The organism is Rhodococcus antarcticus (assembly GCF_026153295.1).
Taxonomy (GTDB): domain Bacteria; phylum Actinomycetota; class Actinomycetes; order Mycobacteriales; family Mycobacteriaceae; genus Rhodococcus_D; species Rhodococcus_D antarcticus.
In genome coordinates, this window is sequence record NZ_CP110615.1 from 43,841 (window position 1) to 67,739 (window position 23,899).

Annotated in this window: 27 protein-coding genes; 9 read left to right on the forward strand and 18 right to left on the reverse strand. The window is 73.7% G+C overall.

Annotation, left to right across the window (positions count from 1 at the left end):
• The first annotated feature begins 94 nt into the window (after window positions 1-94).
• Together RHODO2019_RS00200 and wsfD are read left to right on the forward strand one after the other, a co-directional pair.
• Window positions 95-982, forward strand: coding sequence for a septum formation family protein (locus RHODO2019_RS00200; protein WP_265383085.1), 888 nt, complete (start codon window positions 95-97; stop codon window positions 980-982).
• The gene (gene wsfD, locus RHODO2019_RS00205) at window positions 979-2,547 is read left to right on the forward strand and encodes a glycan biosynthesis hexose transferase WsfD (protein WP_265383086.1); all 1,569 of its coding nucleotides are present in this window, start codon (window positions 979-981) and stop codon (window positions 2,545-2,547) included. Before RHODO2019_RS00200 ends, wsfD begins: the two co-directional genes overlap by 4 nt.
• Window positions 2,548-2,578: 31 nt before the next feature.
• On the opposite strand, the gene wecB is transcribed toward wsfD, so the two are convergent.
• From wecB to RHODO2019_RS00265, 12 genes are all read right to left on the reverse strand, one after another.
• Window positions 2,579-3,769, reverse strand: coding sequence for a non-hydrolyzing UDP-N-acetylglucosamine 2-epimerase (gene wecB, locus RHODO2019_RS00210; protein ID WP_265383087.1), 1,191 nt, complete (start codon window positions 3,767-3,769; stop codon window positions 2,579-2,581).
• Window positions 3,769-4,674, reverse strand: a complete 906-nt coding sequence (locus tag RHODO2019_RS00215; protein WP_265383088.1) for a hypothetical protein — start codon at window positions 4,672-4,674, stop codon at window positions 3,769-3,771. The genes wecB and RHODO2019_RS00215 overlap by 1 nt, the downstream gene beginning before the upstream one ends.
• Complete coding sequence (locus RHODO2019_RS00220) at window positions 4,671-6,107, reverse strand: XrtP-associated glycosyltransferase (protein ID WP_265383089.1); 1,437 nt, start codon at window positions 6,105-6,107, stop codon at window positions 4,671-4,673. The genes RHODO2019_RS00215 and RHODO2019_RS00220 overlap by 4 nt, the downstream gene beginning before the upstream one ends.
• Complete coding sequence (locus RHODO2019_RS00225; RefSeq protein WP_265383090.1) at window positions 6,104-6,679, reverse strand: hypothetical protein; 576 nt, start codon at window positions 6,677-6,679, stop codon at window positions 6,104-6,106. The genes RHODO2019_RS00220 and RHODO2019_RS00225 overlap by 4 nt, the downstream gene beginning before the upstream one ends.
• Window positions 6,680-6,687: 8 nt before the next feature.
• Window positions 6,688-6,843 (reverse strand): hypothetical protein, encoded by a 156-nt coding sequence (locus RHODO2019_RS00230; protein ID WP_265383091.1) that lies wholly within the window; start codon window positions 6,841-6,843, stop codon window positions 6,688-6,690.
• A 300-nt stretch (window positions 6,844-7,143) separates the two neighbouring features.
• Window positions 7,144-7,359: an IclR family transcriptional regulator domain-containing protein gene (locus tag RHODO2019_RS00235; RefSeq protein ID WP_265383092.1), complete on the reverse strand. Its 216-nt coding sequence runs from the start codon at window positions 7,357-7,359 to the stop codon at window positions 7,144-7,146.
• Window positions 7,360-7,417: 58 nt separating this feature from the next.
• On the reverse strand, window positions 7,418-8,551 hold the full coding sequence (pcaDC, locus tag RHODO2019_RS00240) for a bifunctional 3-oxoadipate enol-lactonase/4-carboxymuconolactone decarboxylase PcaDC (protein ID WP_265383093.1): 1,134 nt from the start codon (window positions 8,549-8,551) through the stop codon (window positions 7,418-7,420).
• Entirely contained in the window at window positions 8,548-9,666 is a 1,119-nt protein-coding gene (gene pcaB, locus RHODO2019_RS00245; RefSeq protein WP_265383094.1) for a 3-carboxy-cis,cis-muconate cycloisomerase, read from the reverse strand. Before pcaB ends, pcaDC begins: the two co-directional genes overlap by 4 nt.
• Before the next feature lie 24 nt (window positions 9,667-9,690).
• Window positions 9,691-10,257, reverse strand: coding sequence for a protocatechuate 3,4-dioxygenase subunit alpha (gene pcaG, locus RHODO2019_RS00250; protein ID WP_265383095.1), 567 nt, complete (start codon window positions 10,255-10,257; stop codon window positions 9,691-9,693).
• On the reverse strand, window positions 10,247-10,981 hold the full coding sequence (gene pcaH / locus RHODO2019_RS00255; protein ID WP_265383096.1) for a protocatechuate 3,4-dioxygenase subunit beta: 735 nt from the start codon (window positions 10,979-10,981) through the stop codon (window positions 10,247-10,249). Before pcaH ends, pcaG begins: the two co-directional genes overlap by 11 nt.
• Before the next feature lie 201 nt (window positions 10,982-11,182).
• Window positions 11,183-12,124, reverse strand: a complete 942-nt coding sequence (locus RHODO2019_RS00260; RefSeq protein ID WP_265383097.1) for a hypothetical protein — start codon at window positions 12,122-12,124, stop codon at window positions 11,183-11,185.
• Window positions 12,121-12,306, reverse strand: a complete 186-nt coding sequence (locus RHODO2019_RS00265; RefSeq protein WP_265383098.1) for a hypothetical protein — start codon at window positions 12,304-12,306, stop codon at window positions 12,121-12,123. Before RHODO2019_RS00265 ends, RHODO2019_RS00260 begins: the two co-directional genes overlap by 4 nt.
• Window positions 12,307-12,497: 191 nt before the next feature.
• Here RHODO2019_RS00265 and RHODO2019_RS00270 point away from each other — a divergent pair, with 191 nt between their 5' ends.
• The 6 genes from RHODO2019_RS00270 to RHODO2019_RS00295 all read left to right on the forward strand — a co-directional run bounded on the left by RHODO2019_RS00270 (window position 12,498) and on the right by RHODO2019_RS00295 (window position 17,145).
• Window positions 12,498-13,493, forward strand: a complete 996-nt coding sequence (locus RHODO2019_RS00270) for a sigma-70 family RNA polymerase sigma factor (RefSeq protein WP_265383099.1) — start codon at window positions 12,498-12,500, stop codon at window positions 13,491-13,493.
• Window positions 13,494-13,603: 110 nt separating this feature from the next.
• Window positions 13,604-14,350 carry a CoA transferase subunit A gene (locus RHODO2019_RS00275; RefSeq protein ID WP_265384858.1) on the forward strand — a complete coding sequence of 249 codons (747 nt, stop codon included), beginning with the start codon at window positions 13,604-13,606 and terminating at the stop codon, window positions 14,348-14,350.
• Entirely contained in the window at window positions 14,347-14,997 is a 651-nt protein-coding gene (locus tag RHODO2019_RS00280) for a CoA transferase subunit B (protein ID WP_265383100.1), read from the forward strand. Before RHODO2019_RS00275 ends, RHODO2019_RS00280 begins: the two co-directional genes overlap by 4 nt.
• A 90-nt stretch (window positions 14,998-15,087) precedes the next feature.
• Complete coding sequence (locus tag RHODO2019_RS00285) at window positions 15,088-16,062, forward strand: NADPH:quinone oxidoreductase family protein (protein ID WP_265383101.1); 975 nt, start codon at window positions 15,088-15,090, stop codon at window positions 16,060-16,062.
• Window positions 16,063-16,156: 94 nt separating this feature from the next.
• Window positions 16,157-16,783, forward strand: a complete 627-nt coding sequence (deoC, locus tag RHODO2019_RS00290) for a deoxyribose-phosphate aldolase (RefSeq protein WP_265384859.1) — start codon at window positions 16,157-16,159, stop codon at window positions 16,781-16,783.
• Between the two features lie 212 nt (window positions 16,784-16,995).
• A complete protein-coding gene (locus tag RHODO2019_RS00295) occupies window positions 16,996-17,145 on the forward strand; it encodes a hypothetical protein (protein WP_265383102.1) in 150 nt (49 codons plus the stop codon).
• A gap of 316 nt (window positions 17,146-17,461) precedes the next feature.
• Here RHODO2019_RS00295 and RHODO2019_RS00300 read toward each other — a convergent pair whose 3' ends face one another.
• On the reverse strand, window positions 17,462-17,899 hold the full coding sequence (locus RHODO2019_RS00300; RefSeq protein ID WP_265383103.1) for an SRPBCC family protein: 438 nt from the start codon (window positions 17,897-17,899) through the stop codon (window positions 17,462-17,464).
• Between the two features lie 244 nt (window positions 17,900-18,143).
• Here RHODO2019_RS00300 and RHODO2019_RS00305 point away from each other — a divergent pair, with 244 nt between their 5' ends.
• On the forward strand, window positions 18,144-19,325 hold the full coding sequence (locus tag RHODO2019_RS00305; RefSeq protein ID WP_435532147.1) for an AI-2E family transporter: 1,182 nt from the start codon (window positions 18,144-18,146) through the stop codon (window positions 19,323-19,325).
• Between the two features lie 12 nt (window positions 19,326-19,337).
• Here RHODO2019_RS00305 and RHODO2019_RS00310 read toward each other — a convergent pair whose 3' ends face one another.
• The 5 genes from RHODO2019_RS00310 to RHODO2019_RS00330 all read right to left on the reverse strand — a co-directional run bounded on the left by RHODO2019_RS00310 (window position 19,338) and on the right by RHODO2019_RS00330 (window position 23,896).
• Window positions 19,338-20,249, reverse strand: a complete 912-nt coding sequence (locus tag RHODO2019_RS00310) for a DMT family transporter (protein WP_265383104.1) — start codon at window positions 20,247-20,249, stop codon at window positions 19,338-19,340.
• Between the two features lie 57 nt (window positions 20,250-20,306).
• Window positions 20,307-21,485: a 4-hydroxybenzoate 3-monooxygenase gene (locus RHODO2019_RS00315; RefSeq protein WP_265383105.1), complete on the reverse strand. Its 1,179-nt coding sequence runs from the start codon at window positions 21,483-21,485 to the stop codon at window positions 20,307-20,309.
• A 323-nt stretch (window positions 21,486-21,808) separates the two neighbouring features.
• Window positions 21,809-22,555: an IclR family transcriptional regulator gene (locus RHODO2019_RS00320; RefSeq protein ID WP_265383106.1), complete on the reverse strand. Its 747-nt coding sequence runs from the start codon at window positions 22,553-22,555 to the stop codon at window positions 21,809-21,811.
• A 150-nt stretch (window positions 22,556-22,705) separates the two neighbouring features.
• Window positions 22,706-23,623, reverse strand: coding sequence for an MOSC domain-containing protein (locus tag RHODO2019_RS00325; protein ID WP_265383107.1), 918 nt, complete (start codon window positions 23,621-23,623; stop codon window positions 22,706-22,708).
• 90 nt (window positions 23,624-23,713) lie between these two features.
• Window positions 23,714-23,896 carry a PspC domain-containing protein gene (locus tag RHODO2019_RS00330; RefSeq protein ID WP_435532148.1) on the reverse strand — a complete coding sequence of 61 codons (183 nt, stop codon included), beginning with the start codon at window positions 23,894-23,896 and terminating at the stop codon, window positions 23,714-23,716.
• Window positions 23,897-23,899 lie beyond the last annotated feature (3 nt).

Consider the following 23,899-nt stretch of genomic DNA (forward strand, 5'->3'; position numbering starts at 1 on the left):
CCTTGACACTGACCGTGACGTTGTTACCTTCTGCGCAGCACTCGGCGCCCCCGTTCGGCGGGTGTGCGCCACGACGTGCGCACGGAGGTGAGCGGTGTCGAGGCACTCGCTGTCGCCGTACCAGCCCGATCCAGAGCCCCCGCTGCCCCCGCCCCGGCCCGTCCTCGACCGTGCGCTCCAGCTCGTGCTGGCCCTCGCGACCGTCGGGATCGTCATCGTCGCCACGCTCGGGGTTCGCAACACCTCTGCGGGCGCGGTTCCGTCGAACAGCGCAACGGTGGGGACGTGCCACTCCTTCCTCACGGTGGAGGAGTTCTACACCACCAGCGACGTGTCGCCGGCCGTGCCGTGCGACGGGCCCCACCAGACGGAGGTCGTGGCCGTGCGCTCCTACACCGGGGCCACTGCTGCCCAACAGCAGCGTCCCGGGGTGGAGGTGCTGGGAGCCGTGTCGCGAGGCTTGTGCACCGCGGCGGAGCTCCGCACCTACCTCGGTGCCCGTGAGCGCGACGACCCTGTCGCCCTCCAGCAGGTGATCCGGTGGACCACCCCCGGTGAGTGGGCCGGTGGCGCGCGGGAGTACCGCTGCGAGCTGATGCTGGCCCGCTCCGTCGACGGTGGCACGCCGACCCTGTTCACCCCCGCCCGCGACGTCCTGGGTGGGTCCACCGGATCGGCGGAGTACCGCCACTGCCACGACGCGACCACGGCCCAGGACGTGTCGTGCGACAGACCGCACACCGGGGAGTACGTCAACGCCTTCCTGCCTGCTCCAGCCGCGAACACGCCCGAGGGGTTGACGCTCACCGCGTGGGCGCAGGACGCGTGTGCAGCCCTGGTGCAGGAGTACACCGGCGGGCGCCCAGGGGTGCGCGTGGACGCCGTCCGCGTCGGGTACGCCGCCACCTCGACCGGGGCGTGCCTGGCCGTCCCGGCCGGGGGGCGCGTCGTGGGCACCGTCGCCCCGGGAGACGGGTCGTGAGCACCCACGCGGGGACCGTGGAGCAGCACCGCACGCGGACCACGGTGCTCATCGGCCTGGTGTCCACCACGGTGCTGCTGCTGCGGATGTTCGTGCCCGGTCCGGTCGGGCTGTCGGACCAGGGCGACGGGCACCGTCTGCTGTGCCAGCTGGGCCTGGCCAACGACGTGGCGTGGAACGTCTCGCAGTCGTCCTTCGTACGGTTCACGTGGGTCTCGCACGTGTTCTACGGAGAGACCTGTGGCGCGAACGGGACGGGCCAACCGGTCTACTCCTCCCAGCTCCTGCTGGACCGGATTGCGACCTGGCTCACCCCTGTCCTGGGGCTTCCCGGCTCCCTCGACCTGCGTGCGCTCGCCGTGCTCTGCTGCGTCGTCGCGGGAGCCGCTGTCGGTTGGCTGGTCCACGAGATGCGCGGGGCGCGGTTCGCGAGGGTCGTCGTCGGCGTGGTCGTCACCCTGATCCTGGCCGACTCGGGGATCGCGGTGTACTTCGCGTCGCCCTACTCCGAGGGGGGTGCCTTCCTCGGACTGCTCCTGCTCCTGCCCGCGTCGCTGCGGCTCCTGCACAGCCGTCGGACCAGCCTGGCGGCCATCGTCACGGTGCTCGCCATCGGCACGTTCGTCCTGGCGTCCAAGACACAGATGGTGACCTTCCTCCCGCTGCTGCTGCTCGTCCTGCTGGTACGGCCCGGGCAGCGCGTCACCGGGGGGCAGGTGGCGGGTCAGCCTCGCTGGCGCACGGCACGGGTGCGCCGACGCGCCGCCGGATCACTGGCCTGCCTGGGACTGGTGGGGGTGGTGGTGGCCACGCTGTCCGCGGAGCCCCCGCGCTTCCAGGAGCTGCACGTCTACAAGCAGGTGTTTCTCACCATCCTGCCCGGCAGCCCCGACCCGACCGGTGACCTCCAGTTCTTCGGCCTTGACCCCTCCCTCGCTCGGGGCTCGGGGATCGACATCAACGGTCCCGGCAGCGTCGTGACCGACCCGGCCTACGCGGGGTTCACCGACAAGGTGACCTCGGCGAAGGTCGTCGAGTTCTACCTCACCCACCCGGCTCGGACGGTCGGGCTCGTCCACCAGGGACTCGACTACGCGGCCACCTTCCGGCTCAGCAGCTACCTGGCGAGCTATCCGGAGGCGTCGGGCAACCCTGCGGGCACGGCCGACCACAGGGTCGAGGTCCTCACCGAGGTCTTCACGGTGTTCAAGGCCCTACCGTTGCTGCTCCTCATCGTGTGGATCGTCGGCCTGGTCCGCTTCAGCGTGGCCGCCAGGCGTGGATCCTGCGCCGGGCTGCTGGGACTCGGTCTCACCCTCAGCATCGTCACGCAGTTCGGGGCCGTGCTGCTCTCCGAGGGCTACGCGGAGGCGATCAAGCACATGATCGTCGTGGACTACGCCACCGCGTTGATGTTTCCCGTGGCGATCATGGTCTGGACCGAGCGTCGGGCCAGGAGATCCTTCGACCGACCGGGTACGAGCACGACCGTGAGCACGCCATTTGTGCGCACGGAGCTGTCGGACCTACCAGCGAGAGACCGCGTGCTGCCCGACACGCCGTGACCCCTCTGTCGCAGGCACGGTGGGGGACCGATCAGGCCGTTCCGTCCCACTCGACCGGACGGGGGCCGCCGTCGAGGAACCAGCCGATGGCCGCCGCGGTCCGCTGCGCCGCCCTGCCGTCGCCGTACGGGTTGGGCGTGGTGGGCAGCGACCCACCCCCCGCCAGTGCCGCGGTGGCGGCGGCCACGATGACGGCGGGATCAAGCCCGACCAGCTCCGCCCAGCCGGCCTCGATCCCCTCCGGGCGCTCGGTGGTGTCCCGGGCGACGAGCACCGGTAGCCCGAGCGTGGGTGCCTCCTCCTGCAGGCCGCCGGAGTCGGTGAGCAGCAGATCGGTGTGCAGCAGCAGGGCGAGCACCTCGTCGTAGGGCAGCGGTGGCACCACCCGGGCCCGCTCGACGCCGTCGAGCACGGCGGCCACGTCCGCAGCGACGGCGGGGTTCGGGTGGGTGACCACCACCGCACGCAGGTCCGGGTGCGCCTCGAGCAGGGTCGCCACCGCGCCACACACTGCCCGCACCCCCTCGCCCCAAGCCTCCCGCCGGTGCACCGTGACCACGAGCAGTCGCGCTCCGTCGGGCCGCGCCGCCAACGTCGGACGCGGCTGCGCACGGAGCGCGGGGAGCACCGCGTCGAGGGCGTCGACGACGGTGTTGCCGGTGACGACGATGCGCTCGCGCGGCACGCCCTCGCGCAGCAGCGCCGCGAGCGCCCGAGGCGTGGGCGCGAGGTGCAGCTCGGCCACCCCCGCCAGCAGCACGCGGTTCATCTCCTCGGGGAACGGTCGCGCCCGGTCCCCGGTGCGCAACCCTGCCTCCAGGTGGGCGACGGGCAGCTGCCGCAGGGCTCCCGCCAGGGACACCGTGAGGGCGGTGGTGGTGTCGCCCTGCACCAGCACCAGCCGCGGCGGAGCGGCGGCCAGGTGGCCGTCGAACGCTGTCAGTGTCAGCGCCATGAGCTCGGCCAGCCCACCGTCGCGCCGGACGACACCCAGGTGGACGTCGGGCACCAGGCCGAACGAGGCCAGCGCCTCGTGGACCCGGGCCGGTTGCTGACCGGTGTCGACGAGGGCGGTGCGCAGCCCTGCCGCTCGCAGCGCGAGCACCACCGGTGCCACCTTCACGGCCTCGGGGCGGGTGCCGACGACCACGTGGACGTCGGCACCCGCCCCGAGGCGGTTCTCGTGCGGCCCCGGCACGGTGTCTGCTGGGGCGTCGGTCATCAGGCCAGGCTAGTGGTCCGGCGACGCAGGGTCAGGTAGCCGGCACCGATGACGAGGGCGGTGAGCCCGGCGACGCCGGCACCCTTCAGCGGCACCATCGGGATGTCGGACACGGTGGCGTTCTCGCCGCAGGTGACCTTGCCGATGGTGACGTTCGCGAGCCCGCCGCCGATGGCCGTGATGCTCAGCGCGGTGGCGCTCGACGTGGGTCCGACCGCACTGGTCTGGTTGATGGCCACCTTCAGCAGCGGAGCAAGCACGCCCAGCTCGATCGGCGACCCGATGTTGATCGGGATGTCGAGGTTCAGCCCAGGGAGGCCAAGGGTGCCCGCAGTAGTGGCGAGGAGGCGCACTCCCGCCAGGGTGGACGACGCCGAGTACGGACCGGCGCCGGACGGTCCGGCGGTGCACTGGGAGTAGATCGCCGTGGCGGCCAGCCGCAAGTTCACCGGAAGCGAAATTCCGTTCAGGGTGGCAGTGCCGAGGTTCACCAGCAGGGGGGCGGTGGCCCCGGCGAGGCTGCAGGAACCGTCGTTGCCGATGGTGAGCGCACCGCCGGATCCGACGAGGCCGGCGCACGCCGAGGAGGTGGCCACGTTGCTGGCGTTTGCCGTCTGGGAGACGGCGCCGGTGTTGGCCACGCCCTGACCGGGCAGGACCGCGATCTGGCTCGTGAAGGTCTTGGTGACCAGTGGCTGGGTGCCGTCGTTCTTGGCGGCCGAGGTGCCCGTGGAGGCCACCGTCCCGCCCAGCAGCGTGGCGTTCAGTGCCTGCGCGGTGGACTGGGACATGCCCCCGGCCAGCGCCGGTGACGCCCAGGCCACCGTGCTCAGGGCGAGCACGGCGCCGAGGGCGCCGGCCCGCTGCAGGGTGCGGCGGGTGCGTCCTCTCGTGTTGTCGGTCATGTGACTCTCCCAGCTCGGTGGGCGCCCCCCGAGGAGGCCCCGTTCAGGTAGCTCCGGACCGGACGGTCCGGAGCAGGGTGGGTGGACGTGCGGAGTACTCGGCTGGTCTTGACCCAGCCGCTCTCGGAGCGGAGGAAGCGGCCGAAGGCCTTCCACACCGCAACGAGCAGTACGTAGGTGTAGACCCAGTGCAGCAGCCCCAGGGTGAGGGCGCGGGTCCGTGAGGTGGTGCGCTCGCAGGTGCGGCGGTACACCGGGCCCCACACGGCGACCGGCGCGACGCCGAAGAACGCCGCGAGCAGGAACACGCCCCAGCCGCCGGCGGTGAACCAGCTGGTGACACCGCCGGGGGTCGTGAACGCGTAGTAGCCCATGACCCCCAGGGCCGTGGTGTAGACGACCGACCCGATGAGCTGGGTCCAGGGGATGAGCAGGAAGTACGCGATCTCCAGGGCCGCCGGCGTGCTGATCTTCGCGCTGGTGAGCACGGCCGGCAGGTACTTGGAGCACTGCATGCCGCCCTGGGCCCACCGGGTCCGCTGGCGGATGAGCGCGGCGGGGGTGGGCAGTGCCTCCTGGGCGACCCAGACGTCGTCGCAGTACTGGTTGCGGTGCCCGGCGAGCAGCACGTGCAGCCCCAGCTCGAAGTCCTCGAGGAGCGCGCCCTGCCACGGAACCCCGTGCTCGACGGCGATCTGGTCGAGCACAGCCATCCGGGTGAACTGCCCGTTGCCGCCCATCCCGACGCTGCCCAGCCTGCGGCGCAGCAGCTGCATCGCGGAGATGACGGTGCGGAACTCCACGTCCTGCAGGTCCACGAGCGCGCGACCGAGCCAGGTGGTGGGCGCCGGGTCGTCACCGTCGATGTCGTCGCGGCCGCGGTTCAGCATGCGCACCTGGATCTGCGCCGCACCGACCGCGGGGTCCCCGAACACGCGCGGGCCGGCCAGCACGTCGAGCGCGGAGGGATCGAGCCGACCGTCGGCGTCGACGACCCCCACCACCACACGGGTGCGGTCGACGCCCGGCTGCAGCAGGTCCAGGTGCTCGCCGATGGCCTCCCAGCCGGCGTTCAGGGCCGGCCCCTTGCCCTGGCGAGCCATCGGCAGGCGACGGGACACCACGTGCACGCGGGGGTGCGCAGCGGCCAGTGCGGCCAGCACGACGGGGGTGGTGTCGTCGGAGGCGTCGTCGATGCACCAGAGCTCGGCCAGCGGCGCCGTCTGCAGCAGCCGGTGCACCGTCCGCTCGATGACCGAGTCCTCGTCCAGGCAGGGCAGGAGCAGGTGCCAGTGCAGGTCGGCGGCGCGACCGGGCGTCGTCGGCACCTGCCGCAGGTACGGCACCAGGATGGAGATGACGTAGGCGAGGAACGCGACGCACAGGACGATGGCCAGGGTGTTCACCGCCGGTCCGACGCCGTCGATGATCACGACGACCCTGCCCGATGGCCGGAGTGGGCCGGTGCTGACGGCCCGGACTCCGCGAGCAGCAGCCGGACGAAGAGCACCACGGCCAGCAGGAAGCCGAGGGTGGTGATGATCGAGCCGAGGAACACGTGGCTGAGGTCGTAGCCGCGGGCGACGCCCAGCCACCGCATCGACGCCACGATGACGACGACGCGAAGCTGGTTGACCAGGACGAAGAGCCCGACCAGGACGAGGGTGGACGTGGCGACCCGGCGGGCGCTCAGGGGGCGCACGGCGGCCGCGACGGCAGTGGCCCCGAGGAACACCGCGAGCACCGGACCGATGCTGCAGCCGGTGGTGAAGCTGACGCCGACCAGGGCGCCCTGGACGCGGAACAGGGCTGCGGTGCCCACGTGGGCGCTCTCCTGGCCCGCCAGGTGCAGCAGCAGCGTCTGCAGGGCTGCCTCGCCGGTCCGCACGGCACGGCCCTCGACGAGCAACCCGACGGCCACCGCGCCCAGCAGGGCTGCGAGGACCCGGCTGCGGTGCAGCGGGCTCAGCGCACCCGGGCTCGGCCGGGTGGAAGTGGTGGACACAGTGCGAGCTAGCTGTTTCGGCGGATGACGGTGGTGCGGACCAGAGCCAGACCAGCCACGATGAGGATCAGCGCGACCACGGCGAAGGAGATCGCGTTGAACCCCGTGTACGCGAGCCCCACGGTGCCACCAGCGCCGGCTCCGGCGATCGGACCTCGATACATGCTGACTCCCCCGTTCGTGGCCGACCTAGGTGCGGCCAGCGTGACCCGCCGCGTGCTGCGCATCCGCGACGGGCGTCTTGTGATCCGGTTACAGAAAATCATGAACCGGCCACGCGGTGTAGTCACTGGATCGGGACGTCATAACGACGCACGGTCATTGATGATCTTGATTACAGCCGTTGACTACCCTTGTACGCATTCAGCGGCGCACAATCCGTCACCGAAGACGGGCGAACGGGTCCTTCGTGTCGCGGCGGTATGGGGAAAGCCGGCCGCTGAGCTCCTGCGTGCCCGGTCCCGTCACGGGGCCAGCAGGTCACGCTCCACCGCGTCGGCGCACGCGCGCAGGGCCGGCAGCACCTCGCGCTGCAGGGGCGCGGCGCTGCGGCGGGCGGCCTGGGTGCTCTCGTTCATGGCCGCCACGACCGCTCCGCTCCGTCCCCGCACGGGCACCGCGATGCTGCGCAGCCCCTGCTCCAGCTCCTGGTCCACGAGGCAGTGACCGTCCGTCCGCACCCGGGCGAGCGGACTACGTCCCGTGCGTGATTACTGGATCCAGGGGACGAGTTTTCGTTCACAGTGGTGGCGCGGTCGGGTGCAGCGCCTCCTGCGCCACGGCGAAGGCCCGGTTGCTCCGCGGCACGCCCGCGTAGACCGCGGTGTGCAGCAGCACCTCGCCGATCTCGTCCTCGGTCAGCCCGTTGGTGACCGCGGCCCGCACGTGCGTGACCAGCTCGTGCTCGTTCCCCAGCGCCACCAGCGCGGTCAGGGTGATGATCGAGCGGGTGCGGCGGTCCAGGCCCGGCCGGTTCCACACGTCACCCCAGGCGGTCCGGGTGATGAACTCCTGCCAGCCCGCGGTGAACGGCGTGACCCCGGCCAGAGACCGGTCCACGTGCGCGTCGCCCAGCACCGCACGGCGGGTGGCCAGGCCCTGCTCGTAGGAGCCCTGGCCCAGCACGTGCGCGAGCAGCAGCCCCGTCACGGTGCCGGCCTGCTCCAGGTTGGCCAGGTGCGAGGCCCGCGGCAGCACGTGCAGCGCCGCACCCGGGACGCCCTCGGCGATCTCGCGCAGCATCGCCGGCGGGGTCGCGGGATCCAGGTCCCCGGCCACCACCAGGGTCGGGGCGGTGATGCGGCCGAGGTCGGCGCGGCCGTCCCAGGTGGCCAGCGCCTCGCACGCGGTGGCGTAGCCCTCGGCGGGGGTGCTCGCAACCATGGCCTGCGCCCACGCCACCAGGGCCGGGTCCCGCTGGGCGAGCTCCGGGGTGAACCAGCGGCCGACCACCGCCGGCGCGATGGAGGCCACCCCGTCGGCCCGGACCGCGGCGGCCCGGTCGATCCAGGGCTGCACGTCCGGCCAGTGCGCGCTGGTGCACAGCAGGCTGAGCGTGTGCACCCGCTCGGGGGCGTGCACCGCGATCCACTGCGCCGTGGCCCCACCCAGGGACAGCCCGACCAGGTGCGCGCGAGCGACCCCGAGCTCGTCGAGCAGCTCGAGCACGTCGCGCCCCAGGTCGGCCACCGTCCACGGCCCGTCCACCACCGCCGACTCCCCGTGCCCACGGGCGTCGGTGCGCACCACGCGCAGCCGGTCGCTGAGCGGGCCCACCTGGGGGTCCCACATGGCGCGGGTGGAGCCGAGGGAGTTCAGCAGCACCAGGACGGGCGCGTCGGGCGGGCCGAGCACCTCGTGGGCGATGGTCATGCGGTCTCCTGCCTGGTGTCGAGGACGTGGTCGACGAGCTCGCCCGCGTGGTGGACGAGCTCGCCGGCCGGGACGTGGGTGGCCATGGACCCGGGGTGCACCTGCAGCCCCTCGAGGCTGGTGCGCAGCCGGGACGCGGCACCGCCGGTGACCCGCAGCAGCTCGGTCACGGTGGGCCACTCCGCGTGCCAGGCCCCGACGGCGCGCTGGTGCTCGTGCTCCATCGAGGCCAGCAGGGTCGCGACCAGGCCGGGGGCGCGGCGGGCGGCGGCGCGGGCGGTGACGGCGGCGATCGGGTTGTGCTTGTGCGGCATGGAGCTGGAGTCCCCGGGGACGGCCTCGGACACCTCGCCCAGCTCGGTGCCGGCCAGCAGGACGATGTCGGTCGCGGGCTTCGCGCACGCCCCGGCCGCGACCCCCAGCGCCCCGGCCAGCGCCCCGACGCGGGTGCGCTCGGTGTGCCAGGGCGGCGCCCACGGCAGCCCGAGCTCGGCGGCCAGGACACGGCCGACGTCGAGCCCGTGGGGGTACAGCGCGGCGAGCGTGCCGGCCGCCCCGCCGAGCTGCACGGGCAACCCGTCGACGACGACGGACAGCGCGGCCCGGGCGTGGTCCAGCCCGGCGCACCAGCCGGCAGCGACCAGCCCGAACGTCGTGGGCAGGGCCTGCTGGCCCAGGGTGCGGGCGGCCATCGGGGTGTCACGGTGCACCCGTGCGTGCAGAGCAGCGGCGTCCGCGGCGCCGGCGAGGTCCTCGCGGAGCACCGCGGCGGCCCGGCGCACCAGCAGCACCAGGGCGGTGTCCAGCACGTCCTGGCTGGTGGCCCCCACGTGCACGGCCGGCCCTGCGTCGCCCGCGGCCGCGCGCAGCAGCCGGACCAGCGGGATGACCGGGTTGCCGCCCTCCACGGCCGCGACCCCGAGCGCCTCGACGTCCACCACCAGCTCGGCGGCCACCCCGGTGACCTGCGCCGCTGCCCCCGCGCTGACCAGCCCACAGCCCGCCGCCGCCCGGGCCAGGGCCACCTCGACCTCGATGAGCGTGCGGACCCAGGCCTCGTCGGACAGCTCGGCGGCCACCCGGTCGCTGCCGAACAGCGGGTCGAACAGGCTCATCGGGGCGTCCTCACGGTTGCGCCATCAGACCGCGAAGAACGGCGTCTCGGCCGCCCCCTGCAGGTGCACGTCCAGGTGGTAGCCGCCCGCCACCGCGGTGGCCACGAGGCGCCCGGCGTCGGACCCCAGCGAGAGCAGCACCGGGTCGGTGGCGTTGGCGGCGGCCTCGTCGGGGAAGTACAGGCGGGTGACCACCCGGTGCAGCAGCCCGCGGGCGAAGATCGACAGGTCCACGTGCGGGGACTGCACCAGCCCGTCCTCGGCCGGCAGCGGCCCGGGCTTCACCGTGCGGAACACCGCGGTGCCGGTGGCGTCGGCCGGGCAGCGGCCGAAGCCGCGGAAGGAGCTGCCGCCGCCCTCGGGGTGGTCGAAGCGGCCGCCGGCGTCGGCCTGCCACGTCTCCACCAGGGCGTCGGTGACGAGCTCGCCGGCCCCGTCGAGCACCCGGACGGTGAGCGTCACGTCCCCATCGGGGTCGACGTCGCTGCCGTCCGCCCACGGCAGCGCGGCGTGGAAGAACGGCCCGATCGTCTGAGAGGGCGTGGTCCAGGAGTGCGTGGTCCGGGACGGCGTGGTGGGCTCAGACGTCATCGCTGCCCACCTCCTGGTCGCTCTCGAACGGGGTGGCCCCGCGCCCGCGCAGCACGATGTCGAAGCGGAAGCCCAGGGCCCACTCCTCGACGGTCGCGGAGTGGTCGTAGGCGCTGACCAGCCGGGACCGCGCGGCCTCCGGGGTGGACAGGTAGATCGGGTCCTGGAAGAACATGGGGTCGTCCGGGAAGTACATCTGGGTGATCAGCCGCTGGGTGAAGCTCTGGCCGAACAGGCTGAAGTGGATGTGCGCCGGACGCCAGGCGTTGGCGTGGTTCTTCCACGGGTAGGCGCCGGGCTTGATGGTGGTGAAGCGGTAGCGGCCCTCGCTGTCGGTGAGGCAGCGCCCGACGCCGGTGAAGTGCGGGTCCAGCGGAGCGGGCCACCGGTCGAGCACGTGGGCGTAGCGCCCGCCCGCGTTCGCCTGCCACACCTCGAGCAGCGTGCTCGGCACGGCCCGGCCGTCGGAGTCGCGGACCTGGCCGTGCACCACGATGCGCTGGCCGACGGCCTCGCCGCCCCGGTCCTGGGTGAGGTCGTCGTCGCCGGGGTGCACGCGGTCGGCGCCCAGCAGCGGCCCGGTCAGCTCGGTGAGCCGCTGGGGCAGCAGGCGCAGGGGGCGGGTGGGGTGGCGCAGCGCCGTGGAGCGGTAGGCGGGGGAGTCCAGGAGCGGGTGGCTCCCGGCGTCCGCGCGGTACTGCGGCGGCAGGTGCAGCGTCGTCATCGACCCTCCAGAGTCGCGCGTCGTGCTCGCCCTGCGGACGGGCGCGCGCTCCGCGCACAGGGTAGGGCGGCCGCGGCGGGAGGGTCAACGGTCTGCGCCAGCGACGTCGCTCGCCGCGCGCACACCGCAGCCCCTGCCCCACCCGGGGCGGCCAGGTGGGGCAGGGGCTGTGCGCACCTCAGGTGGAGCGTGTGGCGGGGATCAGCTCGCGAGGGGTTCGAACGCGGCCTGGTCGACCTTGCGGTGGTAGCGCATCCCGGCGAGCCCACCGAGCAGGGCCCCGACGAGGCTGATCAGGGCGACGGCGACGAGGGCGATGATGCCGCCGGTGGTCAGGTTGCCCCCGGTGGGGATGCGGGGGAACGCATTGAGGTTGTCGAGCACGTTGTACTTCGACCCGGCGACCGCGGCGGCGATGGCAACCACGATGGCGATGACGATGGTCCACAGCCACACGCCGAGGCCCTGCTTGAGTCCACTGAACCGGGCCATCCGCCCGGCGACGTACCCGCCGCAGAAGTAGGCGATGAGCAGGATCACGAGCAGGGCGATACCGCCGACCAGACCGACGGTCTGGGCGGTGTTGGTGCCCTGCTGGGCCTGGTTGGTGGCGTCGGAGAGGGTCGTGCCGTTGGAGACCCCGACGGCGGCACCGACGGCGACGGCCAGCGCGGTCAGCAGGACAGCGGCACCGGTGGCGGTGAGCCAGCCGAAGAACGCCGAGCCCAGCTTCATCCCCCCGAACCGCTCCCGCTGCCGGGCCGTGGCCTCCTGCCGGGTCAGCGGCACCGTCGCGTCCACGACGGTGCCGCGCTCGACGCCATCCTCGCGGACGACGCTGCCCTCGCGGACGACGCCGCCCCGGGCGAGACCGTCGCGCGCACGGTCGTCGTGGTCGCGACGGTCGTCGTGGTCGCGACGGTCGTCGTGGTCGCGACGGTCGTCGTGGTCGCGACGGTCGTCGTGGTCGCGACGGTCGTCCTGACGTCGGCGCCCGGCGGTCTCGGCCCCCCGGGAGTCGACCTCGCGGGAGTCAGCCTCCCGGGAGTCGGCGACGCGGACCTCGCGCTCGGTCTCGGTGGTGCGGTCGGTGTCGGGGAGCGGACGGGCGGGGTCCACGGGGTGGCTTCCGGAGGTCGTCATGGCAGGTCCTTCGAGTGGGGGAGGGGAACGCCCGCGGCGTCCACCCCGGCGGCGTCCTTGATCTGTGCGGTGTCGGGCGGCACGCGGGCGTCCTCGCCGGCCACGCTGTCGACGTGGACCGGGCCGACCTCGTCGTGCACGTGACCCTTGCTGGTGCCACTGATGTCGTGGGTGGTGGTCACGAGCTGTCTCCTTCGTCGGGTGACACCGTCGGCCGTGCGGACCGAGGGGCCGGGTCCTGACCTCACGAGCACAACACAGGAGGCGGGCGCCCCGCGGAACGAAGCGGCCCCCGGCGGCGTCGTGTCGTCGAGATTCGCAGCCGGGCGCGGGACCCTTCCCCTGCCGACCGGGACCGGGTGGGATGGGGGACATGACCGAGCTGGTGGCCGCCCCCGGAACGACGCTCACCCGCACCGAGCTGGAGCAGCGCCTGCCCGCGCACCGCCGCGAGCTGACCGGCTACTGCTACCGCATGCTGGGCTCGTCCCACGACGCCGAGGACGCGGTGCAGGAGACGATGGTCCGGGCCTGGCGGAGCATCGACGGGTTCGCGGGCCGGTCGTCGCTGCGCTCGTGGCTGTTCCGGATCGCCACCAACGTCTGCCTCGACGCGCTGAAGGGGCGTCGGTCGCGGGCGTTGCCGATGGACCTCAACGCCGAGGCCTCCCCGCCGGTCGAGTCCTCGCTGGGCACGCCGGAGCCGGCCGAGACCTGGGTGGGGCCGATCAGCGACGGTGCCGTGTTGCCCGCCAGCAGCGACCCGGCCGAGGTCGCGGTGGCCCGGGAGTCGGTCCGGCTCGCGTTCGTCGCCGCCCTGCAGCACCTGCCACCCCGGCAGCGGGCCGTGCTGGTGCTGCGCGACGTGCTGCGCTGGCGGGCCGACGAGGTGGCCGAGCTGCTGGACAGCACGGTGGCCTCGGCCAACAGCGCGCTGCAGCGGGCCCGGGCCACCGTGGCGGCCCGCCAGCTCGACGCGCCCGGTCCGGTGGACCCGCCGGGCGAGGGGCAGAAGGCGTTGCTGGAGCGCTACGTCAGCGCCTTCGAGCGCTACGACATGGACGAGCTGGTGGCGCTGCTGCGCGAGGACGCCACCCAGTCCATGCCGCCCTTCCGCCTGTGGATCTCCGGTGCGCAGGACATCGCCGCCTGGATGCTGGGGCCGGGCTCGGGGTGCCGCGGCTCGAAGCTGGTGCAGGTGCAGGCCAACGGGCGCCCCGCCCTGGCCCAGTACCGGCCCGACCCCGACGGTGACCACGTGCCCTGGGGCATCCACGTCCTGGACCTCTCCGGCGGGAAGGTCGTCCGGATCACGTCGTTCATCGACCCGACGCTGTTCCCCCGCTTCGGGCTGGCCGACCGCCTCTGAGCCCGCGGCCCCTCCGACCGCGACCGCAGGAGGGTTCCGACGTGCGGTGAGCGGGGTGCGCACGCGGCTGTTCCGTCGATCGACCGGGTCGCGCTAGGTTGGCGCGCGTGATGGACAAGGTGGTCCCCAGCGCGGCCGACGCGGTCGCCGACATCGCCGACGGAGCCTCGCTGGCCGTCGGCGGGTTCGGCCTGTGCGGAGTGCCCGAGGCGTTGATCGAGGCTCTGCTCGCCCAGGGTGCGACCGACCTGGAGACGGTGAGCAACAACTGCGGCACCGACGGCCTGGGCCTGGGGGTGCTGCTCTCCGAGCACCGGATCCGGCGCACCATCGGCTCCTACATCGGGGAGAACAAGGAGTTCGCGCGCCAGTTCCTCGGCGGCGAGATCGAGGTGGAGCTGGTCCCGCAGGGCACCCTCGCCGAGCGCATGCGGGCCGGGGGCGCGGGCATCCCCGCCTTCTTCACCCCCGCCGGCGTGGGCACCCAGGTGGCCGACGGTGGCCTGCCGTGGCGCTACGACGGTGCCGGCGGCATCGCGCTCGCCTCCCCGCCCAAGGAGACCCGGGTCTTCGACGGCGCCACCTACGTCCTCGAGCGCGCCATCACCACCGACTACGCCCTGGTGCACGCGTGGAAGGGCGACCGGCACGGCAACCTCGTCTACCGCGAGTCCGCCGCGAACTTCAACCCGCCGGCCGCGTGCGCCGGGCGCATCACCATCGCCCAGGTGGAGCACCTCGTGGAGCCCGGGGAGATCGACCCGGCGCACGTCCACACCCCCGGGATCATGGTGCAGCGGGTGGTCCACGTCCCGGATGCCGCGAAGCGGATCGAGAACAGGACGGTGCGCGCATGACCGACCACAGCCCCCACCCCGCCGCCCGCACCCGCGACGAGCTGGCCGCGCGGGTGGCCGCCGAGCTCACCGACGGGCAGTACGTGAACCTCGGCATCGGCATGCCCACGCTGGTGCCCGGCCACGTGCCCAAGACCATGACCGTGGTGCTGCACTCCGAGAACGGGGTCCTCGGCGTGGGTCCGTTCCCCACCGAGGAGCAGGTGGACGCCGATCTCATCAACGCCGGCAAGCAGACCGTGACCGTCCTCCCGGGCGCGAGCTACTTCGACTCCGCCACCAGCTTCGGGATGATCCGCGGCGGCAAGGTCGACGTCGCCGTGCTGGGCGCCATGCAGGTCAGCGCCACCGGCGACCTGGCCAACTGGATGATCCCCGGCAAGATGGTCAAGGGGATGGGCGGGGCGATGGACCTCGTGCACGGCGCCGCGAAGGTCATCGTGATGATGGAGCACGTCAACCGTGACGGCGAGCACAAGATCGTGGACCGCTGCACGCTGCCGCTCACCGGGGTGGGGTGCGTGAACCGGATCATCACCGACCTCGCGGTCATCGACGTCGCCCCGAACGGTCTGGTCCTGGTGGAGTGCGCGCCCGGGGTCAGCGAGGACGAGGTGCGCGCCGCCACCGGGGCGACGCTGCACTGACGAGCGCCGCTGCACTGGAGCCCTCCGCTGCTGGGTAGCGTCCCGGGTGGTTCTCGACGACGAGCGCCGTCCCCCACGAGAGGAACCCCCGTGCGCGCAGTGCAGGTCAGTCGGCTGGACGGCCCCGAGTCGGTCGAGGTGCTCGAGATCGACGAGCCCACCGCCGGGCCCGACCAGGTCGTCATCGAGGTGCACGCCGCCGGGGTGGCCTTCCCGGACGCGCTGCTCACCCGCGGGCTCTACCAGATGAAGCCCGAGCTCCCGTTCGTGCCGGGCAGCGAGATCGCCGGGGTCGTCCGCTCCGCGCCCGAGGGCTGCGGCTTCGCGGCCGGGGACCGCGTGCTCGGGCTCACCGGGGTCAGCGGCGGCATGGCCGAGGTGGCCGTGCTCCCGCCGCAGAACGTGTTCGCGCTGCCCGACGCAGTGTCCTTCGCCGCCGGCGCCGGCATCCTGTTCAACGACCTCACCGTGCACTTCGCGCTCGCCGTCCGGGGTCGCCTCGCGGCGGGGGAGACGGTGCTGGTGCACGGGGCGGCCGGCGGTATCGGCACCTCCGCGCTGCGGCTGGCCGGGTTGCTGGGCGCCGGTCGCACCATCGCCGTGGTCAGCACGGAGGCCAAGGCGGAGATCGCCCGCGCGGCCGGCGCCACGGACGTCGTGCTCACCGACGGGTGGCTCGCGGCGGTCAAGGAGCTCACCGACGGCCGCGGGGTCGACATCGTGCTGGACCCGGTGGGCGGCGACCGCTTCACCGACAGCCTGCGCTCCCTCGCCCCCCAGGGCCGGGTGCTCGTGGTCGGCTTCACCGCGGGCGAGATCCCGACGGTCAAGGTGAACCGGCTGCTGCTCAACAACGTCGACGTCGTGGGCGTGGGCTGGGGTGCCTGGTTCACCACCCACCCCGGGTTCATCGCCCAGCAGTGGGCGCAGGTGCAGCCGCTGCTCGCCTCCGGGGCGCTCGTGCCGCCGGAGCCGCAGGTGTTCGCCCTCGACCAGGCGGCGACGGCCATCGGTGCGCTGGAGCGGCGCGAGGCGCTGGGCAAGGTCGTGGTCGCGGTCCGCTGACGGTCCCGCGCCGGGCTGCCAGACTGGGCGGGTTCGCCGTCCCCGCCCAGGAGGTCCTCCCGTGCCCAGCCCCACCCGGTCGGAAGTCGCCGGCATGGTCGACCACACCCTGCTCAAGCCCGAGGCCACGGCGGCCCAGGTGGCGGCGTTGTGCGACGAGGCCCGCGCTCTCGGTGTGCTCGCCGTGTGCGTCTCGCCGTCGATGCTGCCCCTGGACGGGACCGGGCTGGTGGTGGCCACCGTGTGCGGCTTCCCGTCGGGCAAGCACACCAGCGAGGTCAAGGCTCTCGAGGCGGCGACCGCGGTGGCCGCGGGTGCCGACGAGGTGGACATGGTGATCGACGTGGGGGCCGCCGTCGCGGGCGAGATCGACGCCGTGCAGGCCGACATCGCGGCCGTGCGCGCCGCCGTGCCCACCCCGGGCGTGCTCAAGGTGATCATCGAGTCGGCCGCGCTGGACGACGACACCATCGTTGCGGTGTGTCGGGCCGCCGAGGCCGCGGGGGCAGACTTCGTGAAGACCTCCACGGGCTTCCACCCCGCGGGTGGTGCCAGCGCGCACGCCGTGCGGCTGATGGCCGAGACGGTCGGCGGGCGGCTGGGGGTCAAGGCCAGCGGTGGCATCCGCAGCACCGGGACCGCGCTGGAGATGGTGGCCGCCGGGGCGACGCGCCTGGGACTGTCCGGCTCCGCGGCCGTGCTGGCCGGGCTGTCCGACTGACCGCAGCACCTCGCGCCGACCTCTGACCCGACCACCTCGGCAGGGACTTCACGGGGACGGTGCTCACCGGGGCGGTGCTCACCAGGACATCGGCGTGCTCCTGTGGACCGTCCCGGCGCTCGGGAGTCCTGGTGATCGTCGCGGCAACATGCGGCACGCCGAGCTCCGGGTCGACGACCAGCTGCACCCGCTCACCAGCGGTGCAGGTGGCCGTGGCGCAGGGGACCGCGGTGCAGGAGGCCGCGGTGCAGGAGGCCGTGGCGCAGGGGACCGCGGTGCAGGAGGCCGAGGTGCCGCGGCGGCCCAGGCGGGAGGGGCCACGCAGTGGCTCGGGCGGGAGGGTTGCCACCGCGACGCTGTGAGATCGGGGCGCGTCCCGCACGCCGGACGGGCGCGCGACGCCCCGAAGCCATCTTCGCTCGCAGGCAAGAAGGGTGGATCGGGGCGCGTTCTGCACGCCGGGCGAGCGCCCGGCGCCCCTATTTCACAGCACCGCGCGCGAGGTCCGTCCCGCGCTGGGTCGGCCGTCCGACCAGCGTCGCGCGCGGGGTCCGTCCCGCGCTGGGTCGACCGTCCGACCAGCACCGCGCGCGAGGTCCGTCCCGGGCTGGGCCGACCGTCCGACCAGCGTCGCGCGCGGGACCCGTCCCAGGCCGGCCGGCCGCCGTCCGGGCCCCCCTACTCCGTGGCGACGACAGCGGCGATGGTGGCCAGCGAGTGCGTCCAGCCCTGGGTGTGCAGCCGCGCGACCTCGGCGCTGGAGAGCCCCTCGTTGCGCAGGTGCAGCCGGGTGCCCGCGCCGTCGGGGGTGAACGTCAGGGTGGCCACCGAGCGCTCGTCCATTCCACCACCGTGCAGCACCAGCTCCATGACCAGGCGACGGGCGGGCTCCAGCTCCCGGTAGGTCGCCGTCTCGGTGTACCCGTTCCCGTCCGGTCCCGGGCCGAAGACGACGTGGTACCCGCCGCCCACCCGCGCGTCGACGGTGCAGGTGGAGACGGTCATCTCGTCGTCCGGGCAGCACCAGGACCGCATCGTGGCGGCGTCGGTCCAGGCCGTGAACACCCGCTCCGGGGTCACCGGGTAGGTGTGGGTGAGGTCGACGTGGTGGGGCACCGCCAGCAGTGTTCCACCCACCGGTCCCCGTCTGCGTCCGACGGGCTCGCGGGCCTGGCCGCGGTCGACGGGCCGCCCGCGGCCGCCAGGGGGTGGTCGTCGGACGCCGGTCTGCTCGACGGGCGCTCGCGAGGGACGTCGAGGAGGTCCGCGACAGCCTGACCCCGTCGGCCGGGAGGGGCGGGACCACAATGGTCCGACGCCCCGGGGACCGACCGGGGCCCGCTGACCGGAGGTGCCCAGGGTGACCTCCGCCGAGCCCGACGACCCCGCCGCCGCGGAGGCGGTCCACCACGAGCTCGACGTGCACCCGTACGGCACCGAGGGCGAGGGGCCGCTCGCGGACGCGGAGGCCCGCGCCGCCGAGCTGCGCACCACGGAGCGGCCGCTGGGCATCCCCGGCCGACGCTTCGACCGGCGCTCGCCGTTCTTCCTCGGGCTGGCCGCGGCCGCGGGCGTCGCCGTCACCTACGGCGCGGTGCAGGCGCTCGTCGTCGTCCACCAGGCCCTCACGCTCGCCGGCTCGGCGCTGTTCCTGGCGGTGGGGCTGGAGCCGGTGGTGTCCTGGCTCGTCCGTCGCCACCTGCCGCGCTGGGCCGCCGTGACGGTGGTCTACCTGACGACGCTGCTGGCGGTGGTGGCCTTCCTGAGCCAGGCCGTGCCGCCGCTGGTGGACCAGGCCACCCAGCTCGTGGTGCGGGCGCCGGGCTACCTCGCGCAGGCGCAGGACCACTCCTCCTCGCTGGGCCGGGCAGTGGACCAGCTGGGTCTGCAGCAGCGGCTGACCGACCTGCTGAACAGCTCGTCGCTGGTCAACGGCCTGCTCGGCGCCGGGGTGCTGGTGTTCGACGTCGTCACCAACCTCGTGCTGCTCGCGGTGCTCACGGCGTACTTCCTGGTCGACCTGCCGCGGATCCGGGTGGTGGTCTACCGGCTGGTCCCCGCCTCGCGCCGCCCGCGGGCCATCCTCATCGGCGACGAGATCCTCGCGAAGGTCGGCGGGTACGTGCTGGGCAACGTCATCATCTCGTTGATCGCCGCGGCCGCGACCTTCGCCTGGCTCCAGGCCTTCAGCGTGCCCTACCCGCTGCTGCTGGCGATCTTCGTCGCGGTCTTCGACCTGGTGCCCGTGGTCGGCTCCACGGTGGCCGGTGTCGTGGTGGCCGCGGTGGCGCTGACGGTGTCCCTGCCCGCGTGCCTGGCCACGGTGGCGTTCTTCGTCGTCTACCGGCTCGTGGAGGACTACTTCCTGGTGCCCCGCATCATCGGGCGGGCGGTGCAGGTGCCGGCGCTGGTGACCGTGGTGGCCGTGCTGATCGGGGCGGCCCTGCTCGGGGTGGTGGGTGCCCTGGTCGCGATCCCGGTGGCCGCCGCGGTACAGCTGCTGGCCAGGGAGATCCTCTTCCCGTGGCTGGACGAGGCCTGATCGCGCCGGCGACTACACGCCGGCGCGAGCGACCGGGTCCGCGTCCTCGCGGTCCGGGGGGTACTCGGTGCGGACGAGGGCGATGACGGCCACGCCCAGGACGAGCAGCAGCGCGCCGAGGCCGAGCGCGGCGGGGACACCCTGGCGCACCTGCTCGTCGTAGACGACGACCCCGATGGCGATGCTGAGGAGCGGGTCCACGGTGGCGATGGCCGGCAGGCTGGCGCTCAGCGGTCCCGCCTGGAACGCCAGCTGGTTCAGCAGCAGACCTGTCGCCCCCACCACGACCACCACGTAGAGCTGCCAGCTGGTCAGCAGGGCGCCGACACCGTTGAGCGCGATGGAGGTCAACGCCTTGAGCAGCGCGGCCGTCGTCGCGTACACGGCGCCCACGGCGATGCCGAGCAGCGCGGCGGAGCGTCCCTTCCGGGTGGTGCGACGACCGAGCGCGACACAGGCCACCGCCAGCACGGCACCCACCGCCGCGGCGGCGACCGCGGGCTTGCGGTCGATGCCGTCGACCGGGAGCACCGAGTTGGCCGTGCCCGCGAGGGCCAGGAACCCGGCGAGGGAGGCGATGACGACGCACGCCCAGCCGATCTCGCGAGCACTGATCCGTCCTTGGCTGCGCCCGCGCAGCAGCAGCGCGAACAGCAGACCGGTGAGCAGCAGCGGCTGCACGACGCCGAGCGCGCCGAGGTGCAGGGCCACCAGCTGCAGCGAGAGCCCCACGGCGTCCGCCACGATGCCCCCCAGCCAGTACCGGTTCGACACGGTGGCCGCGACGAACCGGCCGAGCGCGCGTGGTTGCATCCCGCTGGCGTCGGGGGCCTGACCCGCGCTGACGTGCTTGAGCGCCGAGGACGTGGCGAAGGCCAGGGCGGCGGCCAGCGTCACCAGCACGACCACCCATCCGCTGCTCACGGGTCCATCGTGGCGCACGCACACCCAGCCGTCACGCCGGACTGCGGCGCGCCGGGCTCAGCGGTAGGACCACCCCGTGGTGAACGGCAGGCCCACGTAGTTCTCCGCGAGCGTCGTCATGGCCGCCCGCGAGCTGACCGTGTACCGGAGCTGGCTCAGCTGCACCCGCTCGTCGAACGGTGTCGAGGTGGCGTCGTAGCCGTCGAAGCGGTGCAGCATCGAGGTCATCCACCAGGAGAAGTGCGTGGTGCGCCACACCCGGGCCAGGGCGGTGTCGGAGTAGGCGTCCAGACCCTCGGTGGAGCCGGTGGCCGCCCACTGCCCGAGGGCGTGGCTGAGCACCCGGACGTCGGCGATCGCGAGGTTCATGCCCTTGGCGCCGGTGGGCGGGACGATGTGCGCGGCGTCCCCGGCCAGCAGCAGCCGCCCGTGCCGCATGGGCTCGTGCACGAAGCTCCGCATCCCGGTGATCCCCTTGTCGAAGATCGCGCCCCTGGTGAGGGTGAACCCGTCCTCGCCGGCCAGCCGGGTCGACAGCTCGTCCCAGATCCGCTCGTCGGACCAGTCCGCGAGGTCGGCGTCCGGGTGCACCTGCAGGTAGTTGCGGGTGACCACCGGTGAGCGCATGGAGTGCAGGGCGAAGCCGCGGTCGTGCTTGGCGTAGATGAGCTCCGCCGAGCTCGGTGCGGCGTGCGCGAGGATCCCCAGCCAGGCGAACGGGTACTGGCGGTCGAACACCTGGCCCGGGACGTGCGCCCGGCTCGAGCCGTGGAAGCCGTCGGCGCCCACCACCCAGTCGGCCGCCAGGCTCTGCGCGGTGCCCTCGTGGGTGTACGTGACGCGCGGGTGGTCGGTGTCCTCGTCGTGGATCTGCACGTCGCCGACCTCGAAGCGCAGGTCGCCGGAGTCGGCCAGGCGGCGGCCGATGAGGTCCTTGACCACCTCCTGCTGGCCGTAGACGACGATGGACTTCCCGGTGAGCTCGGCGAAGTCGACGTGGTGGCTGCGGCCGTCGACGCGCAGCTCGGTGCCGCCGTGCGCCAGTCCCTCGGCGTCCATCCGCGCGCCCACCCCCGTCTCGCGCAGCAGCTCCATGGTCCCGTGCTCCAGGACGCCGGCCCGGACCCGGGACTCGACGTAGGTGCGGTCCCGGGCCTCCAGCACCACCGACTCGACCCCCTGCAGGTGCAGCAGGTGGCTCAGCACGAGCCCGGCGGGCCCCGCCCCGATGATCACGACGGGGATGCGCTCCCCCCGTGCGTGATGTCTGGACCCAGGTGGCGAGGTTTCGTTCACAGAGCGATCGCGCCGCCCGGGGCCGGGGTGAGGTGGGGGGGTGTCCACGGGGTGCTCCGTCCCGCACCACGCCGTCGCGGTGCTGGGCACCACTGTCGCCCACCGCCCGGGTCGCGCGCGTCGCGTGGTTCACCCAGCGGAAGGGGCAGGTCGACGGGCAGTGGGCCCGGGGACGACATCGCGCCCGCGGGATGCGCACGGGGCGGGACACGGCAGGACGTCGCGCCGGACGACATCGCGCCCGCGGGACGCGCGCGGGCGGCTCAGCGGGCCGCGGCGGTGAGACCCCGAGAGATGCCTCGGCACGCCGCACGCAGCGCAGGCAGCAGGGGACCCGGATCGTCCGACGTGGACACGACCACGGACACCGCGGCCAGCACGGCACCCCCGGCCAGGACCGGTGCGGCCACGGCCACCGACCGGGGGTCCAGGTGCTGGCGGCAGGTGACCGTGCCGGTGCGCCGGACGTCGGCCAGCGTCGAGCGCAGGCGGTGCTCGCTGGTGATGGTGTTCTCGGTGAACCGCTCCAGCCCGCCCTCGAGCACGGCGAGCAGCAGCTCCGGCCCCGCGTGCGCGAGCAGCACCAGGCCCCCGCTGGAGGCGTGCAGCGGCAGCCGACCACCGGCGCGGCTCAGCAGCGGGACGGCGTGGTGGCCGGAGATCCGTTCCACGTACAGCGCCTCGGTGCCCTCCAGCACCACGAGCTGCACGTTCTGGTGGGTCGCCTCGTACAGGTCCTCCAGGAACGGCAGGGCCACCTGGCGCAGGCCGTGTGCTCGGGGCGCGAGGGCGCCGAGCTCCCAGAGCCGCACGCCGATCCGGTACCGGCCGTCCTCGGTGCGCTCCAGCGCGCCCCTGGTGCACATCTGCGCGCAGAGCCGGTGCACCGTCGGCGTCGGCAGACCCGTGCGCCGCGCGAGCTCGGACAGGCCCAGCACGGGCCGCTCCGCGGTGAAGGCGCCGAGCAGGTCGAACGCCCGGCCGAGGACGGTGCGCTCGTCGGGGTTCACCCGGCGATGGTGGCACCCCGCGGTCGCAGCGCGAGCACGACCGCCGTGGCCCGGGGCGCGACCGGTCCGGTGGCGGTTCGGCGCTATAGGAGTCCGCTGCTCATGGGCACAGCGTGCCCGGTGGACCTGGGAGCAGCCTGTGGGCCCGGCTCAGCCGACGGCGTCGCCGACCCGCACGAGCCCGGCCGCCGCGACGCCCGCGTAGACCCCGGCGCACGCCCAGGTGCCGAGCCCGGGGATCTCGCGGCGGTGGTGCCGGGCGATCGTGCGCAGGGTCTCGGCGTCCGGGTACATCTCGCGCTGGCCCAGCGTCGTCATCACGCAGCGCATCGTCAGCATGCTCACCGACACCTGCGCCCCGCCGACGGTGAGCGTGCTCCCCACCCAGTCGTCCTCGAGGAACCCGCCCTCGGCGTGCCCGGCCCCGTCGTCCCCGGCCCCGTCGTCACCGAGCAGCAGGTTCGGACGGTAGCGGCGGGGGTCGAAGTCCGGGTCGGCGCCGGACTCCACGGCCAGCTCGTGCAGCCGGTCCAGCGTCGCGGTGGTGAGCAGGTGCAGGGGCGCGAGGTCGAAGAACGTGCCGGCCGGGGCCATCGAGCCCAGCGCGATGCGGCTGACGGACTCGCCCGTCTCGGCCTCGGCGCCGTGCCGGGTGGCGTCGATGAACTGCTGGGGTGCCAGCCCGTCGATCTCCGGCCAGACCTCGTCGAAGCGGGCGTCCGCCGGGGGCTCCCGGATCAGCTGCACCGGTCGGCCGATGGCGGCGGTGAGCGCGTCGTCGACGTCCGGGTCGTCGCTGCGGTGCCGCGACCCGTCGGGGAACGCCAGCAGCACCGGCGGTGCGTCCTGCCCGGCCACCGGCTCGTCGACGAAGGTGGCGGCGAAGTTGAGCAGAGCGCCCCAGCGGCGCGGGTCCTTCGCGCTCGCGACGGTGCCCTGCTCCACGTCCAGCAGCGCGTAGGCACGGTCGGCGAGCAGGCCGCGGTCGTCCACCGCGCACTCCTGCAGGCTCTCGCCGAGCATCGACTTCACGGGGTAGCGGTGCAGGGAGCGGACGACGGTGGCCATCCGTGCTGCTTACCGCACGGCGGCGCGAACCGGTACCCCGGCCCGGTGGTGGTCGCGGCGCTGACGGGTCCCGCGCGGGGCGCCCGGTGCTCAGGCGGCCTTGGGCATGACCAGCCAGAGCACGAGGTAGGCGATGAACTGGGGGCCGGGCAGCAGGCAGGAGAGCACGAACACCAGCCGCACGGTGCTCGTGCTCCAGCCGTAGCGCTGGGCCAGGCCGGCGCAGACGCCGGCGATCAGCTTGCCGCTGCGGGGACGCTCGAGGGTGGTCACGGT

What these genes read in the sequence shown, in the direction of transcription:
- wecB (WP_265383087.1), bottom strand. Translation starts at nt 3,769, where the DNA reads ATGACCGACGCCCCAGCAGACACCGTGCCGGGGCCGCACGAGAACCGC.
- RHODO2019_RS00215 (WP_265383088.1), bottom strand. Translation starts at nt 4,674, where the DNA reads ATGACCGACAACACGAGAGGACGCACCCGCCGCACCCTGCAGCGGGCC.
- RHODO2019_RS00230 (WP_265383091.1), bottom strand. Translation starts at nt 6,843, where the DNA reads ATGTATCGAGGTCCGATCGCCGGAGCCGGCGCTGGTGGCACCGTGGGG.
- pcaDC (WP_265383093.1), bottom strand. Translation starts at nt 8,551, where the DNA reads ATGACCATCGCCCACGAGGTGCTCGGCCCGCCCGACGCGCCCGTCCTG.
- pcaB (WP_265383094.1), bottom strand. Translation starts at nt 9,666, where the DNA reads ATGAGCCTGTTCGACCCGCTGTTCGGCAGCGACCGGGTGGCCGCCGAG.
- pcaG (WP_265383095.1), bottom strand. Translation starts at nt 10,257, where the DNA reads ATGACGTCTGAGCCCACCACGCCGTCCCGGACCACGCACTCCTGGACC.
- pcaH (WP_265383096.1), bottom strand. Translation starts at nt 10,981, where the DNA reads ATGACGACGCTGCACCTGCCGCCGCAGTACCGCGCGGACGCCGGGAGC.
- RHODO2019_RS00260 (WP_265383097.1), bottom strand. Translation starts at nt 12,124, where the DNA reads ATGACGACCTCCGGAAGCCACCCCGTGGACCCCGCCCGTCCGCTCCCC.
- RHODO2019_RS00270 (WP_265383099.1), top strand. Translation starts at nt 12,498, where the DNA reads ATGACCGAGCTGGTGGCCGCCCCCGGAACGACGCTCACCCGCACCGAG.
- RHODO2019_RS00275 (WP_265384858.1), top strand. Translation starts at nt 13,604, where the DNA reads ATGGACAAGGTGGTCCCCAGCGCGGCCGACGCGGTCGCCGACATCGCC.
- RHODO2019_RS00280 (WP_265383100.1), top strand. Translation starts at nt 14,347, where the DNA reads ATGACCGACCACAGCCCCCACCCCGCCGCCCGCACCCGCGACGAGCTG.
- deoC (WP_265384859.1), top strand. Translation starts at nt 16,157, where the DNA reads ATGGTCGACCACACCCTGCTCAAGCCCGAGGCCACGGCGGCCCAGGTG.
- RHODO2019_RS00325 (WP_265383107.1), bottom strand. Translation starts at nt 23,623, where the DNA reads ATGGCCACCGTCGTCCGCTCCCTGCACCGCTACCCCGTGAAGTCGATG.